Here is a 15,560-nt window from a genome sequence, read left to right as displayed (position 1 = left end):
GAACGTGAATAAACAAAAATCAATATTTGTTAGGGGCAGCATTAGCAATTGCTTATAGTGCCGTAACAGGGTTTTGCCGAGGCGACGGGAAATATGCGTAAGTCATTGATGCGTATGACATTGCGTCAATTGCAGATCTTTAATGAAGTGTGTGATTTGCGTTCCTACAGCCGGGCCGCCGAGGAGATGTCGCTGACGCAACCCGCCGTTAGTCTACAGATCCGCCAGCTCGAAGAACTGGTGGGCCAGCCGCTGTTCGAGTACGTCGGCAAGAAGCTCTACCTCACCGAGGCCGCCGAGGCGCTGCAACGCGCCAGCCGGGACATCTTCGGACGCCTGGAGAGCCTCGACATGCAGCTGTCGGACATGCAGGGCTCGCTGCAGGGCCAGCTCAAGCTGGCGGTGGAATCGAGCGCCAAGTACTTCGTGCCGCACCTGTTCGCCGCCTTCAAGCGCCTGCACCCGGAGGTCAACCTGACCCTCACCGTGGTCAACCGCGCCCAGGCCATCCGGCGCCTGTCGGACAACCGCGACGACCTGATCATCATGTCGATGGTGCCGCAGGACATGGGCCTGGAGTTTTTGCCCTTCCTGAACAACCCGATCGTGGCCGTGGCCCCGCCCGATCACCCGCTGTGCACGCTCGACAGCCTGCGCCTGCAGGACCTGGAGCCGCATACGCTGCTGGTGCGCGAACAGGGTTCGGGCACGCGCAAGGCGTGCGAGGAGTACTTCAAGGAAAAGCGCGTGCACTTCACCCAGACCCTGGAAGTAGCGTCGGCCGACGCCCAGCGCGAATGCGTGATCGCAGGCCTTGGCATCGCCCTTTTGACCCGGCATGCACTGAACATGGAACTGGCCACCGGGGTGCTGCGCGAGCTGCCGGTAGAGGAGCTGCCGCTGTATCGCAGCTGGTGCGTGGTGCAGGCCAAGGCCAAGCGGCAGTCGCCGGTGGCCCTGGCCTTTGTTGCGTTCATCCGCAGCGAACGTGCGAAGATCAGCGCGCTTGTTGAGCGTTTCTCGGGGACGTTGCCGCTGACACCTGCCATACGCTGACAGCGTGCAGTTCGGGGTAGTCGGCGATGTCCTGCAGCAATTGGCGCTGCTCGGAATAGCTTTCGATCGCGCGGCGAAACTCCATGCGGCGCTGATCCTTTTCCTGCTGCTTGCGGGACTTGGCGGTAGGTTGGTGCGAGCCATCGAATTCACGAGCCATTGCGTGTCTCCCTGGTCGATTGCGGGGAGTTTCAGCGTGCCCGGGCGGGGTTACGGTTTGGCGGCGGGGGGGTTACAAAAGCATGAACAATCAGGCGTGGCATGCGGTGCTGCCCTTCGCCGGCAAGCCAGCGAAGGCGTCAGTTCGAGCGGTGCAAGACGATCAGTCGTCCATCGCCTTGATCGACTTGGGCGACAGGCGCAGGCTGCGCAAGCTGCGCTTGACGCTCTTGAGGTGGTTGACCAGGCTCGGCCCGCGCGCCATGGCAACGCCCATGGCCAGCACGTCGATCACCACCAGGTGGGCGATACGCGAGGTCAGCGGAGTGTAGATTTCGGTGTCTTCATGCACGTCGATGGCCAGGTTGACCGTGGACAGTTCGGCCAGCGGGGTCTGGCTCGGGCACAGGGTGATCAGCGTCGCGCCGCTTTCACGCACCAGGTTGGCAGTGATCAGCAGGTCCTTGGAACGCCCTGACTGGGAAATGCAGATCGCCACGTCACCCGGCTTGAGGGTGACCGCCGACATCGCCTGCATGTGCGGGTCGGAATACGCCGCTGCCGTCAGCAACAGGCGGAAGAACTTGTGCTGGGCATCGGCAGCCACCGCACCCGATGCACCAAACCCGTAGAACTCCACGCGCTGCGCCTGGGCCATGGCCGTCACGGCGCGCTGCAATGCCTGGGCATCGAGGTGCTCGCGCACTTCCATCAGGGTGTGCAGGGTGGTGTCGAAGATCTTCAGGCTGTAGTCGGCTACCGAATCGTCTTCATGAATCGCGAACTGACCGAAGCTCGCACCCGCCGCCAGGCTTTGCGCCAGCTTGAGCTTGAGGTCCTGGAAACCGGTGCAACCGATCGCCCGGCAGAAACGCACGATGGTCGGCTCGCTGATCCCGACGCTGTGCGCCAGATCAGCCATGGAGCTATGCATGACAGCCGCTGGATCGAGCAATACGTGATCGGCAACCTTCAGTTCCGATTTGCGTAGCAGATGGCGCGACTGGGCGATGTGTTGCAACAGATTCAAGGGCAGGACTCGGTTATGATCGGCTGACCGGGTTGTAGCTTTCTTGTAGTTATACTACATGACCGGCGACCCGCCCAGCTAAACGATCTTGGAGAGTGGTGGCATTGACTATCCCGTGCGACATTCTGGTGTTCGGCGGTACCGGCGATCTGGCCCTGAACAAACTGCTTCCAGCGCTCTACCACCTGTTTCGCGAAGGCCGTCTGCACAACGCCGTGCGGATCATCGCCCTGGCCCGCCGGCCCTTGCCACGGATTGAATTTCTCAAGCTGGTCGAACGCCGCTGCCGCGCCCAGATCGCGCCCCAGGACTTCAGCGACGAGGTGTGGCACCGCTTTTCCACGCGCCTGGACTACTTCTCCATGGACGCCATGCAGAGCGCCGATTTCGGCCGCCTCGCCCGCTTTCTGGGCGAGCCCGGCGGGCTGACGCGGGTCTACTACCTGGCCACCGCACCCAACCTGTTCGTGCCCATCGCCACCCACCTGCAGGTGGCCGGGCTGGTCGACAGCGAAGCGCGTATCGTGCTGGAAAAACCCATCGGCCACTCGCTGGAGTCCGCCACCACGATCAACAGCGCCATCGGCGCGGTATTCGCCGAATCCCAGGTGTTTCGCATCGACCACTACCTGGGCAAGGAGACGGTGCAGAACCTCATGGCATTGCGCTTTGCCAACGCGCTGCTGGAGCCGGTGTGGCGCACCAACCAGGTGGACCACGTGCAGATCAGCGTGTGCGAAACCCTCGGCGTGGAAAACCGCGGCGGCTACTACGACCGTGCCGGCGCCACCCGCGACATGCTGCAGAACCACCTGCTGCAACTGCTCTGCCTGGTAGCCATGGAACCACCAGCGCAGTTCGAGGCCGAGGCGGTGCGCGATGAAAAGGTCAAGATCCTCAAGGCCCTCAAACCCATCACCGGGCAGGACGTGCAGGACAAGACCGTGCGCGGCCAGTACAGCGCCGGCAAGATCGGCGGGCAGGAGGTTCCGGCCTACTACTTCGAGAAGGACGTGGACAACGACAGCGACACCGAAACCTTCGTCGCCGTCGAAGCCCACATCAACAACTGGCGCTGGGCCGGCGTGCCCTTCTACCTGCGTACCGGCAAGCGCATGGCCAAGCGCTCCTCGCAGATCGTCATCCAGTTCAAGCCGGTGCCCCATCGCCTGTTCGACGGCGACCAGGCCAACCAGTTGCTGATCCAGCTGCAGCCCGATGAGCGCATCAGCCTGCAGATGATGACCAAGGCACCGGGCAAGGGCATGCGCCTGGAGCCGGTGGAACTGAACCTGAACCTGGCCCAGGTGTTCGGCCAGGCACGACGCTGGGACGCCTACGAACGCCTGCTGCTGGATGTTCTGGACGGCGACTCGACCCTGTTCATGCGCCGCGACGAAGTGGAGGCCGCATGGGCCTGGATCGACCCGATCCTGACTGGCTGGCAGGAGCACTTCCAGGCCCCCCGCCCTTACCCGGCCGGCTCCAATGGCCCGGACCAGGCCCACAGCCTGCTGGCTCACCAGGGACGCGCCTGGCACGGTTGAAAGCTTTCCGGCTGCCGGGTGCAGCCGCGCTGTTCGATAGTGGGCACGCAACATCCCACCCACCATCGAATGGAGTACAAAGGAATGTCCCTGAAAACAAAAGGCTGGATCGCGCAGAACGACAAGATGCCGGGCAACGCCAGGTTTCGAGTGTATGGCACCGTGGAAGTCGCCACCTCGGCCATCGTGCCGGTGCTGGTGAAACGCGCCATCCAGGACAAATCGCACGCCCTGGCGCTGGAACTGAAGCTGGAGAATGTGGACGCCCTGGCTGCCCAGGTGATCACCGAACGTGCGGTCTGTTTCGAAATGGACGGCGACCACAGCAACATCCCGAAAGTGGATATTTTCCACGACGGCAAACTGCTGGTGAGCCTGGAGGAGATCCTGGTCACACACTGACCGGCAGGCTGCGACTTGTTACAACGCCAGGGCCCCGTTGATCGGGGCCCTGGCCGTGGGGCTACCAGCGCCGATCCTCACGCAGCAAGGCGGCCAGGCTGTCGGCCTCCACCGGCCGGCTGATCAGGTAGCCCTGCACCTCATCGCAGCCCTGCTCGCGCAGAAACGCCAGCTGCTCCTGGGTTTCCACCCCTTCGGCCACCACCTGCAGGCCCAGGCTGTGGGCCATGACAATGATCGCACGGGTGATTGCGGCGTCCTCGCTGCCTTCGTGCAGGCCACGGATGAAGGTCTGGTCGATCTTCACGTAATTCACCGGAAAACGCTTGAGGTAGCTGAGCGACGAATAACCGGTGCCGAAATCGTCGATGGCCAGCTTGACCCCCAGTTCATGCAACTGATGAAAGGTCGCGATGATGTGCTCCACACTGTCGAGCAACTGGCTTTCGGTCAGCTCCAGCTCCAGCAGGTGCGGTGCCAGGCCGCTGTCTTCCAGCACCTGACGCACCAGGCTGACCAGCTTGCCCTGGCGCAACTGATACACCGACAGGTTCACCGACACGCGAATCGGCGCCAGCCCCTGCCGTTGCCATTCACAGGCCTGCCAGCACGCCTGGCGCAACACGAACTCGCCCATCGGCGCGATCAGCCCGGTCTCTTCGGCCAGGCCGATGAAGTCGCCCGGTGGCACCATGCCCACCTGCGGGTGATGCCAGCGCACCAGGGCCTCGGCAGCCTGCAGGCGGCCGCTGGTCAGGCACAGTTTGGGCTGGTAATAGACCTCCAGCTGGCGTTCTTCGATGGCCTTGCGCAGCTGGTTCTCCAGTTGCAGGCGCTCCAGGGTGCTGGCCTGCAGGCTCTCGGTGTAGAACTGGAACCCGTCGCCGCCGAGGTGCTTGGCGTGCTGCATGGCCATGTTGGCCTGGCTCACCAGGGTGCTGACATCCAGGCTGGCATCGGGCAGCAGACTGACCCCCACTGAAGCGCTGATCACCAGCTCGTGCCCGTCGACACGCAGCGGCACGCGCAGCTTGTCCAGCAGGCGCGTCGCCACCCGCACCAGGCTGGACAGGTGTGAATAGCCGTCGAACAGCACCACGAACTCGTCACCGGACAGACGCGCCACGGTATCGGCCTCGGGCACTGCGTTGCCGATGCGCTGGGCCATGGTCTTGAGCAGCCGGTCGGCCAGCTCGTGGCCCAGGCTGTCGTTGAGCAGCTTGAAGCGGTCCAGGTCGATGTGCAGCAGCGCCAGGCTGCGACCGCTGCCACGCAGGCGCTGGCCGGCTTCATGCAGACGCAGGCGGAACAGCGCGCGGTTGGCCAGGCCGGTCAGTTCGTCGTAGTGCGCCAGGTACCGCAGGCGCTCTTCGGACTCGCGGCGTGCCGACAGGTCGGTGAAGAAACCCACGATGGTGCCGACCTGGCCACGCGCATCCGTCACGCCGGTCAGTTGCAGCCACTGCGGGTAGAGTTCCCCGCTCTTGCGCGCCTCAACCAGCTCGCCTTCCCAGCGCCCCTGCTGCGCCAGGGCCTGGTCGATGGCACCGTAGTGCCGGCGAGCGTCGCGGCTGCATGGCAGCTCCAGCGCATTGCGCCCCAGCAGTTCTTCGCGCACGTAGCCGGTCATGTGGCAGAACGCCTGGTTGGCGGCCAGTACGGCATAGTCCGGCCCCATGATTGCGATGCCTTCGCTGGCCGCCTCGAATACGGTTGCGGCCAGGCGTTGCTGTTCCTGCTGGGCCTTGCGCGCGCTCACGTCGCGCCGGGTGCCGAGCATGCGCACCACCCGCCCGGCGGCATCGCGCTCCACCGCGCGGCCGCGGTCCTCGATCCAGCACCAGTGGCCCTGGGCGTGGCGGAAGCGGTACTCGATACGGTAATCGTCGGTGCGCCCCTTGAGGTGGTCGACCAGGGCGCGCTTGAGCGCCGGCACGTCATCCGGGTGCAGGCGCGGCTTGAGGTGCGCCTGCACCGCCCGCACCTGCTCCGGGTTCAGGCCGAACAGCTCGTGCAATTGGGTGTGATGCACCTCGTCGGTTTCCAGATTCCAGTCCCACAGCCCCAGCTCACTGGCTTCCAGCGCCAGGGCCAGGCGCTGCTCGCTCTTGCTCAGGGCCTGGTTGGCGCGGTCCAGCTCCTGGCTGCGCTGCGCCACCCTCGATTCCAGCCCGGCCTGGGCCTGACGCAGTTGCTCCTCGATCAGCCGACGCTGCTCGACCTCGGTCGCCAGGGCCTTGTTGAGCCGCTCGCTGCGCGCCTGCGCGGCCTGCAGGTGCTCGATCAGCGCCTGGTTCTGAAAGCGGCGCAACAGGCCCCCCTCGATCAGCCGATTGACCTGCCAGGCCACCACCATCAACGCGCCGAGCAGGATCAGCCCCAGCCAGCCCCAGCCCTGCTGCTGCTCGTCACCGCGCCAGAACAGGAACGCGATCGGCGGCAGCAGGCACGGCAAGGTGAAACTCAGGAACGCCGGCAGGCTGACCGCGTAGGCCACACTCGCCGACAGGGTCGCGGCCCCCAGCAAGCCGAAGACCCAGGCTTGTTGCACGAAGTTATCCACAGGCACCAGGGCAATCGCCGCGCTGGCCAGGGTCAGGCCGCTGAAGGCCGAACCGAGCAGGAACATGCGCCACCAGGTCGGTTGCACCTGTCGATCGGGCATCGCCGCGTCGAAGGCCGCAACCTGAATGACCCGCAGCGCTACCAGCGCCATCAACCAGACGATCCACACACTGACCAGCAGGTAGCGCTGCGGGCTCCACAGCAGCCAGGCACACACCAGGCCGTTGAGCAGCATGAACAGGGTGGGTAGCAACGAGCCCTGGTACAACAGACGGGTACGCTCGACGGCCAGTTGCGTGGCGAACTGTTTGCGAATACCGCGGCGCGCTTCCAGCGGCACGCTGACGGAGGCAGATGCGAAGGTCATAGGCAATGTTCTTGTAATGGTGAGCCTCGAACGAGCACGGAGCATACACAAGCAGGCGCCTGGGCCAAACTGCTCTGGGTCATAAATTGTGCGTGGCAATTATGGAACCTGGTTTCAGTGCCGAGCCCTCAAGCACGCGGGCCAAGGGGCGCGACCGATGAGCGGGCGGCGCCTTGGGCGATCTTTTTCCACCATGGGTTTGCCCCCGGCTCGCTTGCGCCCCTAAAATGGCCGGATGCGCGATGACCTCTCCCTCCTGTTGAACTCCCTCAACGACGCCCAACGCCAGGCCGTAGCGGCCCCGCTTGGTCGCCAGTTGGTTCTGGCCGGTGCCGGCTCCGGTAAGACCCGAGTGCTGGTGCACCGTATCGCCTGGTTGATCCAGGTCGAGCAGGCCTCACCCCATTCGGTGCTGTCGGTGACCTTCACCAACAAGGCCGCCGCCGAGATGCGCCAGCGCATCGAGCAGTTGATGGGCATCAACCCGGCCGGCATGTGGGTGGGTACCTTCCACGGCCTGGCGCACCGCCTGTTGCGTGCCCACTGGCAGGAAGCGGGGCTGAACCAGAACTTCCAGATCCTCGACAGCGACGACCAGCAACGCCTGGTCAAGCGGGTGATCCGCGAGCTGGGCCTGGACGAACAGCGCTGGCCGGTACGCCAGGCGCAGTGGTTCATCAACGGGCAGAAGGACGAAGGGCTGCGCCCGCAGCACATCCAGGCCAGCGGCGACCTGTTCCTGGGCACCATGCGCAGCATCTACGAGGCCTACGAGGCAGCCTGCCAGCGCGCCGGCGTGATCGACTTCTCCGAACTGCTGCTGCGCGCGCTGGACCTGTGGCGCGACAACCCGGGCCTGCTGCAGCACTACCAGCGGCGCTTCCGCCACCTGCTGGTGGACGAGTTCCAGGACACCAACGCCGTGCAGTACGCCTGGTTGCGCCTGCTGGCCCAGGGCGGTGACAGCCTGATGGTGGTGGGCGACGACGACCAGTCCATCTATGGCTGGCGCGGCGCCAAGATCGAGAACATCCACCAGTACAGTGCCGACTTCCCCGACACCCAGATGATCCGCCTGGAGCAGAACTACCGCTCCACCGCCGGCATCCTCAAGGCGGCCAACGCCCTGATCGCCAACAACAGTGATCGCCTGGGCAAGGAGCTGTGGACCGACGGCGGCGACGGCGAACCGCTGAGCCTGTACGCCGCCTTCAACGAACACGACGAAGCGCGCTATGTGGTCGAGACCATCGAGAGCGCGCTCAAGACCGGCATGGCGCGCAGCGACATCGCCATCCTGTACCGCTCCAACGCCCAGTCGCGGGTGCTCGAGGAAGCCCTGCTGCGCGAGCGCATCCCGTACCGCATCTATGGTGGTCAGCGCTTCTTCGAACGCGCCGAGATCAAGAACGCCATGGCCTACCTGCGCCTGCTTGAAGGGCGTGGCAATGACGCGGCGCTGGAGCGGGTGATCAACGTGCCGCCGCGCGGCATCGGCGAGAAGACCGTGGAGGCGATTCGCGAACACGCCCGTCACGCCCAGGTATCGATGTGGGAGTCGATGAGCCTGCTGATCGCCAACAAGGGCCTCAAGGGCCGTGCCGCCAGCGCCCTGGCCGCGTTCATCGAGCTGATCGAGAACCTCTCGGCCAAGGTCATGGACATGCCGTTGCACCTGATGACCCAGACCGTGATCGAGCAGTCCGGGCTGATCGTCTATCACCAGGAAGAAAAGGGTGAAAAGGGCCAGGCACGGGTAGAAAACCTTGAAGAACTGGTCAGCGCCGCGCGCAACTTCGAAAGCGCCGAGGAAGACGCCGAGCTGTCGCCGCTGGCTGCGTTCCTGGGCCACGCCTCCCTCGAGGCCGGCGATGCCCAGGCCGAGGAACACGAAGACAGCATCCAGCTGATGACCCTGCACAGCGCCAAGGGCCTGGAGTTCCCCCACGTGTTCCTGGTGGGCATGGAAGAGGGCCTGTTCCCGCACAAGATGAGCCTGGAAGAGCCCGGCCGCCTGGAAGAGGAACGTCGCCTGGCCTATGTGGGCATTACCCGCGCCATGCAGCAGCTGGTGATGACCTACGCCGAGACCCGCCGCCTGTACGGCAGCGAAACCTACAACAAGGTGTCGCGATTCGTGCGTGAGATCCCTGCGGGGCTGGTGCAGGAAGTGCGCTTGTCCAACAGCGTCAGCCGGCCGTTCGGCTCGGGTCAGAAACAGAATTCGAGCAGCCTGTTCGGTGCGGCGAACATCCCCGAAACCGCGTTCAACCTCGGCCAGCGCGTGCAGCACGCGGTGTTTGGCGAGGGCGTGATCCTCAATTTCGAGGGCGCCGGTGCCCAGGCGCGGGTGCAGGTGAACTTCGCCGAAGGCAGCAAGTGGCTGATGCTTGGCTACGCCAAGCTGGAGCCGCTGTAACACCCTCCGCCGGCAGGGGCCGTCCCCTGTGGGAGCCGGCCTTGCCGGCGAAGGTGTCGGCCAATTCCTACACGCACTTGATAAACATCCCACAGCGCCAAGCAAAAGATAGAAACATTATGGCGCTAGTCATGTGTCCTACAACCTGTGCACCATGGCGCGCGTGCACTCCACAAAACGGGAATACCCTTCTATGCAACGTTTTCTTAGCATCGCCTTGGCGCTGTGCATCGGCCTTACGCTGAGCCTCGACGCCAACGCCAAGCGCTTCGGCGGCGGCAAGAGCTCGGGCGCCGCGCCGACCCACCAGACGCGCCAGGCCGCTCCGGCCACGCCGGCCGCCACGCCAAATGCGGCAGGCCGTCCACCGGCAGCCGCCAGCGGTGCTTCGCGCTGGCTCGGCCCTCTGGCCGGCCTCGCCGCCGGTGGCCTGCTGGCCTCCATGTTCATGGGCGACGGCTTCCAGGGCATGCAGATCTTCGACATCCTGATCATGGCGGTCATCGCCTTCCTGATCTTCCGTTTCATTGCCGCCCGTCGCCGCAAGCAACAGCCGCAGATGGCCGCTGCCGGTCACGCGCCGTTCCAGCGTGAAGTTCACGAGCAACCGGCTCAGCCGTCGATCTTCGGTGGTTCCGCTGCACCTGCCGCGGCCCGCCCGGTGATCAACGCACCAGCCTGGTTCAATGAAGAGAGCTTCCTGGCCGCTGCACGCAACCACTTCCAGACCCTGCAGCAGCACTGGGACGCCAACGAGATCGACAAGATCGCCGAGTTCGTTACCCCGCAGATGCTGCAGTTCCTGAAAAAGGAACGTGCCGAGCTGGGTGAAGGCTTCCAGTCCACCTACATCGACGACCTGAACGTGCAGCTGGAAGGCGTGGATGACCGTGCCGACCGCACCATCGCCACCCTGACCTTCAGCGGTGTGTCGAAAACCTCGCGTTTCGACCAGGGCGAAGTGTTCAGCGAAAGCTGGAACATGGAACGTGCCCAGGGCGAAAACCAGCCTTGGCTGGTCGCAGGGATCCGCCAGAACGGCTGATCTTGAGGCATTGCACAAAAAACCCCGGGCTTGCCCGGGGTTTTGCTTTTAGCGTAGCGTCCTACTAGGGTATAACGCGCAGCGTGTCGTCAAGGTAAGAGGATTGAACCCGTGGAAGAAATCATCGAGCAACTGCGTGAAGCCAACGAACCGGTACCCGTACCGCTTGAGTTGCCCGACGAAGACCTGCTGGTCGAGATTGAAGAACAGCTGTTCATCGATATCCCGTTCGTCTTCAGGGAGTTCCTGTTGACCGTCAGCGATGTGGTGTACGGCAGCCTGGAGCCGGTGACCGTTACCGACCCGCAATCGCATACCTACCTGCCTGACGTGGCGGCCAATGCCTGGGATGCCGGCGTGGACCGTTCGCTGATTCCGATCTGCCAGGATGGTGACGATTACTACTGCGTCGAGGAAGACGGCACCGTGGTGCTGTGGTCGGCCGAAGAAGAGCTGGTGACCGAAGAAACCTGGGAATCGGTATGGCACTGGGCGCGCGACGTGTGGCTGGAAAGCTGATCCGTCAGTTTGTCGGACAAAAATGATGGCTCTGAGCTATCAATCTTCGTAGAATCGCCGCGCCTTCCTGTGCGCGGCGGTGTTGCTACCGCTCCATCCCCTCGGACATACGACCCGCGCGCACAGGAATGCACCTTCACATGCCGGGGCCCTGTCGATGTACTCCAGACTGTTCACACTGCTCGCCCTGCTGCTGGCGAGCGGCTGCCAGGCGCCGCTGACACAGTTGCAGACCCTCAGCCACGCCCATGGCCATCGTGTCGAGATCCAGCCTACCCAGCCCTTCCCGCTGGCGCTGAGCGTTCCGCTCAAGGCGCCAGGCGCCCTGCGCCTGCGCGTCTATCTGGAAGGTGACGGACGCGCCTGGGCCACCTCCAGCCAACCCAGCCTGGACCCCAGCCCGCGCAACCTGTTGCTGGCGCGACTGGCCCTGGAAGACCCACAGCCCAGCCTGTATCTGGCGCGCCCTTGCCAGTTCGTCAGTGCGCCTGGCTGCCGCGCAGCGATGTGGACCGACCAGCGCTTTGGCAAGGCAGTGCTCGATAGCCTGGACCAAGCCCTGAGCGGCATCAAGCAGCGCTATGGCAACCAGGAGTTCGAGCTGATCGGCTATTCCGGCGGGGGTGCGCTGGCCTTGCTGCTGGCCGCCCGGCGAAGCGACGTTACCCAGGTACAGACCCTGGCCGGCAACCTCAGCCCGCGGTACTGGGCACAGACCCTGCAACTGACGCCACTGGCGGGCTCACTGGAGCCGCTGGACTATCGCCAGCGCCTGCGCGACCTGCCGCAGCGCCACCTTCTCGGGCTGCAGGACCGCAGCGTGCCGGCCTCGCTGTTCGAGCACTACCGCGTGGAACTGGGCAGTGCCCGCTGCATGCAGCAGGTTGCGCTGCCCGGTGTGAGCCACGCCGAAGGCTGGACACGGGCCTGGGCCCAATGGCGGGACCAGCCGCTGCGCTGCAAACCCTAGGGGTGATGTTCCTTCTGATTGTCGAGGGTTTCGAGCAGTGCGATCTGCATGCGCGTGTGCACCCGGATGAACCAGCGCCACAGCAACGCCACCACGCCGGCCGCCACCACCGCAATCAGCAACAGCAGCTCGCTGGTGGGCAGGATGCTCGCCGACAGCGCCGACAGCAGCAGGAAGATCACCAGCAGCGACAGCAGCGGGATCACCTCGGCGATCACCCGGCGCACGCGCTGGGTATGGCGCCCGGCCATTTCCGGCTTGACCCCCATTTCGGCCAGCAGCATCGACAGCGCCTTGAGCTTGCGATACGCGGCAATCAGGAACGGCAATGACAGCAGCAACGCCGCGCCCCAGATCAGCGCTTTCTGCTGGGCCAGGTCGGGCAACCATTCGCTCAGGTACTCGCCGATGCGTGCCGCGAAGTAACCACCACTGAAGAAGATCGCCACCACCAGCGCCAGGTTGACCCCCACCTGCAGCAGGATGCGCCGGATCATCGCCGCCACCATCGCGCCCTCGCCCTGCGGCTGGATGCTGCGCAGCCATTCGCCGTACAGCGACAGCACCCGCGACAGGCGCTTGGGCACCACACTGGCAAGCTTGAGCGACAGCGGGTCGGCGGCGCGAATCAGGTAGGGCGTGAGCAAGGTGGTAATGGCCGACACCGCCACCGCCACCGGGTAAAGGAAGTCGCTGGTGACCTGCAGGGTCATGCCCAGCGCAGCGATGATGAAGGAGAATTCGCCGATCTGCGAAAGCCCCATGCCCACCCGCAACGAGGTGCGACCGTCGTTGCCGGCGATGAAGGCGCCCATGCCGCACGAGAGCATCTTGCCCAGGACCACCGCTACAGTAATGACCACGATCGGCCAGATGTACTCGATGAGCACGCTCAGGTCGATCATCAGGCCGATGGCGACGAAGAAGATGGCACTGAACAGGTCGCGAACCGGCTCGATCAACTGCTCGATCTTCAGCAACTGGCGCGATTCGGCCATGATCGCCCCGATCAGGAACGCGCCCAGCACCATGCTGTACTCGAGCTTGACCACCAGAAGGCAGAAGCCGAAGCACAGTCCCAGCACGGTAATCAGCAGCATCTCGTTGCTTTCGAACCTGGCCACGTAGGCCAGTACCCGCGGTACCAGCAGTATGCCGATGACCAGCGCCACGATCATGAACAGCGAGAGCTTGCCGACGGTGGAGAACACCTCGCCGGAACTGACCGCGCCGCTGACCGCAATGCCCGACAGCAGGGCAATGATGCCGATACCGAGGATGTCCTCGACGATCAGCACACCGAAGATCAGCTGGGCGAAGCGCTCGTTCTTCATCTTCAGGTCGTTGAGCGCCTTGACGATGATGGTGGTGGAAGAAATTGCCAGGATTGCGCCCAGGAACAGCGAGTCCATGGTGTTCCAGCCGAACCAGCGGCCGATCTCGAAGCCGATCCAGATCATCAGCACGATTTCGAGGAAGGCCGCAATGAACGCCGTGGCCCCCACCTTGAACAGCTTGCGCAGGCTGAACTCCAGCCCCAGGCAGAACATCAGGAAGATCACCCCGAGTTCGGCCAGCGTCTTGATCGTGTCTTCGTCGTGGATGAGGCCGAATGGCGGGGTGTGCGGGCCGATGATGAAGCCGGCGACGATATAGCCGAGTACCACCGGCTGCTTGAAACGGTGAAACAGGATGGTGACCACACCGGCAACCAGCATGATCACCGCCAGATCCTGAATAAAGCTGATGGCATGCACGGCGTGGAGCTCCTTACTTCGAACCGAAGAACAAGCCCGCCGCTCGATGACATGCCTGTCGTGGAGCGGCGGGGGAATTAGTCTGTCAAATGACGCCAGGCACCACATTGCATGGGCTTGGTCAGGTTAACACCGGCGCCTGCGACGAAAAGGCGGTGTAATATCAAGAAACAGATAGACCGGTAACACGCCAAAGATGGCACGAACGGCGTGACGGCAACGGCGCTGTCAGCGTCCCGTTTTCATGGGATTCGAAATTGGGGAAAAGAAGCGTGACGACCACTCGCCACCCCGCCTCAGCGCAACCTTACCGTGAGCACACTATGGAACCTGGAAACGCCCAGCTGTCGATGACCGTCCTGATGACCCCGGACATGGCCAACTTTTCTGGCAACGTACACGGCGGCACCCTGCTCAAGTACCTCGATGAAGTCGCCTATGCCTGCGCCAGCCGCTACGCGGGCCGTTATGTGGTGACATTGTCGGTGGATCAGGTGGTCTTTCGCGAGCCGGTACACGTGGGCGAACTGGTGACCTTCCTGGCGTCGGTGAACTACACCGGCAACACCTCGATGGAGGTCGGGATCAAGGTCGTCACCGAAAATATCCGCGAGCGCTCGGTGCGCCACAGCAACAGCTGCTTCTTCACCATGGTCGCGGTGGACGACGATCGCAAGCCGGTCGCCGTGCCGCCACGCCAGCCAGAGACCAGCGAGGAAAAGCGCCGCTTCGTGCAAGGCAAGCAGCGCCGCCTGATTCGCCAGGAACTCGAAAAGCGCTACCAGGAACTCAAGGGCGACGCCTTCTAGAGCGCCAGGCGCCGCGCCTCGAAGCGCACCCGCGGGTGCATGATGCGGTCCTGGGCACGCACCAGCTCCAGCTCGTAGCTGGTGCAAGCCTGGGTTTCCAGCAGCACCTCGTGCACGGCCGCGGCAGTGAATTCGAAAGCCGCCACCCAGCTGTCACCCAGCAGCACCCGCGCCAGGAACAGGCCGGAGGTCAGATCGCCGACCCCCACCGGCTGCCGCGCAAACGCCAGCAGCGGTCGCTGCAGGTGCCAACTGCCTTCGGCAGTCACCAGCAGCATCTCGAAGTCTTCGGCCTTGCGTCCCGGGTATGCCAGGTGCTTGACCAGCACAGCCTTGGGCCCGCGGGCGAGCAGGCTGCGCGCCATGGCCACGCAGTCCTCCAGCGACTCGGCCCGACGCCCGCAGAAGCTGTCGAGCTCCAACTGATTGGGGCACAGCACATCCGCCACCGCAACCGCTTCCTCGAGCAGGAAGTCACTGACCTCGGCGGGTACGATGCAGCCTTTTTCCGGATGCCCCATGACGGGGTCGCACAGGTACAGGGCGTTCGGGTTGACCGCCTTGATCCGCGCCACCCCAGTAAGAATCGCACGGCCCTGGGCGGCGCTGCCGAGGTAGCCGGAAAGCACCGCATCACAGTTGCCCAGCTCGCCGATCGTCGCAATCCCGTCCACCAGCGCCGGAATTTGCTCTGGCGCAAGCACTTCGCCGGTCCACTGGCCATACTGAGTATGGTTGGAGAACTGAACGGTGTTCAGCGGCCAGACATTGACCCCCACCCGTTGCATCGGAAACACCGCGGCGCTGTTGCCGGCGTGGCCGAATACCACGTGTGACTGGATGGCGAGCAGATGCGGTGTACGTTTCATGCAGGGCTTCCAAACGATCGAATGAAAAACAAGGCGCGCAGTATGG

Annotated in this window: 13 protein-coding genes; 8 read left to right on the top strand and 5 right to left on the bottom strand. The window is 64.0% G+C overall.

Annotated elements, in window-relative coordinates:
• Positions 1-108: 108 nt before the first annotated feature.
• Positions 109-1,056 (top strand): LysR family transcriptional regulator, encoded by a 948-nt coding sequence (locus CR917_RS00820; RefSeq protein WP_173925032.1) that lies wholly within the window; start codon positions 109-111, stop codon positions 1,054-1,056.
• Here the strand turns inward: CR917_RS00820 and CR917_RS00815 are convergent.
• The gene (locus CR917_RS00815) at positions 998-1,216 is read right to left on the bottom strand and encodes a PA3496 family putative envelope integrity protein (RefSeq protein ID WP_078481432.1); all 219 of its coding nucleotides are present in this window, start codon (positions 1,214-1,216) and stop codon (positions 998-1,000) included. The genes CR917_RS00820 and CR917_RS00815 overlap by 59 nt on opposite strands.
• A gap of 162 nt (positions 1,217-1,378) precedes the next feature.
• The gene (gene hexR, locus CR917_RS00810) at positions 1,379-2,245 is read right to left on the bottom strand and encodes a transcriptional regulator HexR (RefSeq protein WP_043861524.1); all 867 of its coding nucleotides are present in this window, start codon (positions 2,243-2,245) and stop codon (positions 1,379-1,381) included.
• 104 nt (positions 2,246-2,349) lie between these two features.
• Here hexR and zwf point away from each other — a divergent pair, with 104 nt between their 5' ends.
• Both zwf and CR917_RS00800 read left to right on the top strand, forming a co-directional pair.
• The gene (gene zwf, locus CR917_RS00805; RefSeq protein WP_043861580.1) at positions 2,350-3,792 is read left to right on the top strand and encodes a glucose-6-phosphate dehydrogenase; all 1,443 of its coding nucleotides are present in this window, start codon (positions 2,350-2,352) and stop codon (positions 3,790-3,792) included.
• 84 nt (positions 3,793-3,876) lie between these two features.
• On the top strand, positions 3,877-4,194 hold the full coding sequence (locus tag CR917_RS00800) for a hypothetical protein (RefSeq protein WP_043861523.1): 318 nt from the start codon (positions 3,877-3,879) through the stop codon (positions 4,192-4,194).
• Positions 4,195-4,255: 61 nt separating this feature from the next.
• Here the strand turns inward: CR917_RS00800 and CR917_RS00795 are convergent, their stop codons facing one another.
• Positions 4,256-7,126, bottom strand: coding sequence for an EAL domain-containing protein (locus CR917_RS00795; protein WP_054916452.1), 2,871 nt, complete (start codon positions 7,124-7,126; stop codon positions 4,256-4,258).
• Between the two features lie 235 nt (positions 7,127-7,361).
• Between CR917_RS00795 and uvrD the strand changes: the two genes are divergently transcribed.
• The 4 genes from uvrD (at position 7,362) to CR917_RS00775 (ending at position 12,079) form a co-directional block, all read left to right on the top strand.
• Positions 7,362-9,545, top strand: coding sequence for a DNA helicase II (gene uvrD / locus CR917_RS00790; RefSeq protein ID WP_043861521.1), 2,184 nt, complete (start codon positions 7,362-7,364; stop codon positions 9,543-9,545).
• A 193-nt stretch (positions 9,546-9,738) separates the two neighbouring features.
• The gene (locus tag CR917_RS00785; RefSeq protein ID WP_043861520.1) at positions 9,739-10,590 is read left to right on the top strand and encodes a Tim44 domain-containing protein; all 852 of its coding nucleotides are present in this window, start codon (positions 9,739-9,741) and stop codon (positions 10,588-10,590) included.
• Between the two features lie 111 nt (positions 10,591-10,701).
• Positions 10,702-11,109 (top strand): SMI1/KNR4 family protein, encoded by a 408-nt coding sequence (locus CR917_RS00780; protein ID WP_014720555.1) that lies wholly within the window; start codon positions 10,702-10,704, stop codon positions 11,107-11,109.
• Between the two features lie 157 nt (positions 11,110-11,266).
• Positions 11,267-12,079: an alpha/beta hydrolase gene (locus CR917_RS00775; RefSeq protein ID WP_104571765.1), complete on the top strand. Its 813-nt coding sequence runs from the start codon at positions 11,267-11,269 to the stop codon at positions 12,077-12,079.
• Here the strand turns inward: CR917_RS00775 and CR917_RS00770 are convergent.
• Positions 12,076-13,836 (bottom strand): cation:proton antiporter, encoded by a 1,761-nt coding sequence (locus CR917_RS00770; RefSeq protein ID WP_054916449.1) that lies wholly within the window; start codon positions 13,834-13,836, stop codon positions 12,076-12,078. The genes CR917_RS00775 and CR917_RS00770 overlap by 4 nt on opposite strands.
• 323 nt (positions 13,837-14,159) lie before the next feature.
• Here CR917_RS00770 and CR917_RS00765 point away from each other — a divergent pair, with 323 nt between their 5' ends.
• Positions 14,160-14,645, top strand: coding sequence for an acyl-CoA thioesterase (locus tag CR917_RS00765; protein ID WP_043861517.1), 486 nt, complete (start codon positions 14,160-14,162; stop codon positions 14,643-14,645).
• On the opposite strand, the gene pdxY is transcribed toward CR917_RS00765, so the two are convergent.
• Complete coding sequence (pdxY, locus tag CR917_RS00760) at positions 14,642-15,514, bottom strand: pyridoxal kinase PdxY (RefSeq protein WP_100634868.1); 873 nt, start codon at positions 15,512-15,514, stop codon at positions 14,642-14,644. The genes CR917_RS00765 and pdxY overlap by 4 nt on opposite strands.
• Positions 15,515-15,560: the final 46 nt, after the last annotated feature.

Origin of the sequence: Pseudomonas sp. BRM28, from assembly GCF_002939405.1 — a bacterium.
Taxonomy (GTDB): Bacteria; Pseudomonadota; Gammaproteobacteria; order Pseudomonadales; family Pseudomonadaceae; genus Aquipseudomonas; species Aquipseudomonas palmensis.
This window is presented reverse-complemented; position numbering and strand designations above follow the sequence as displayed.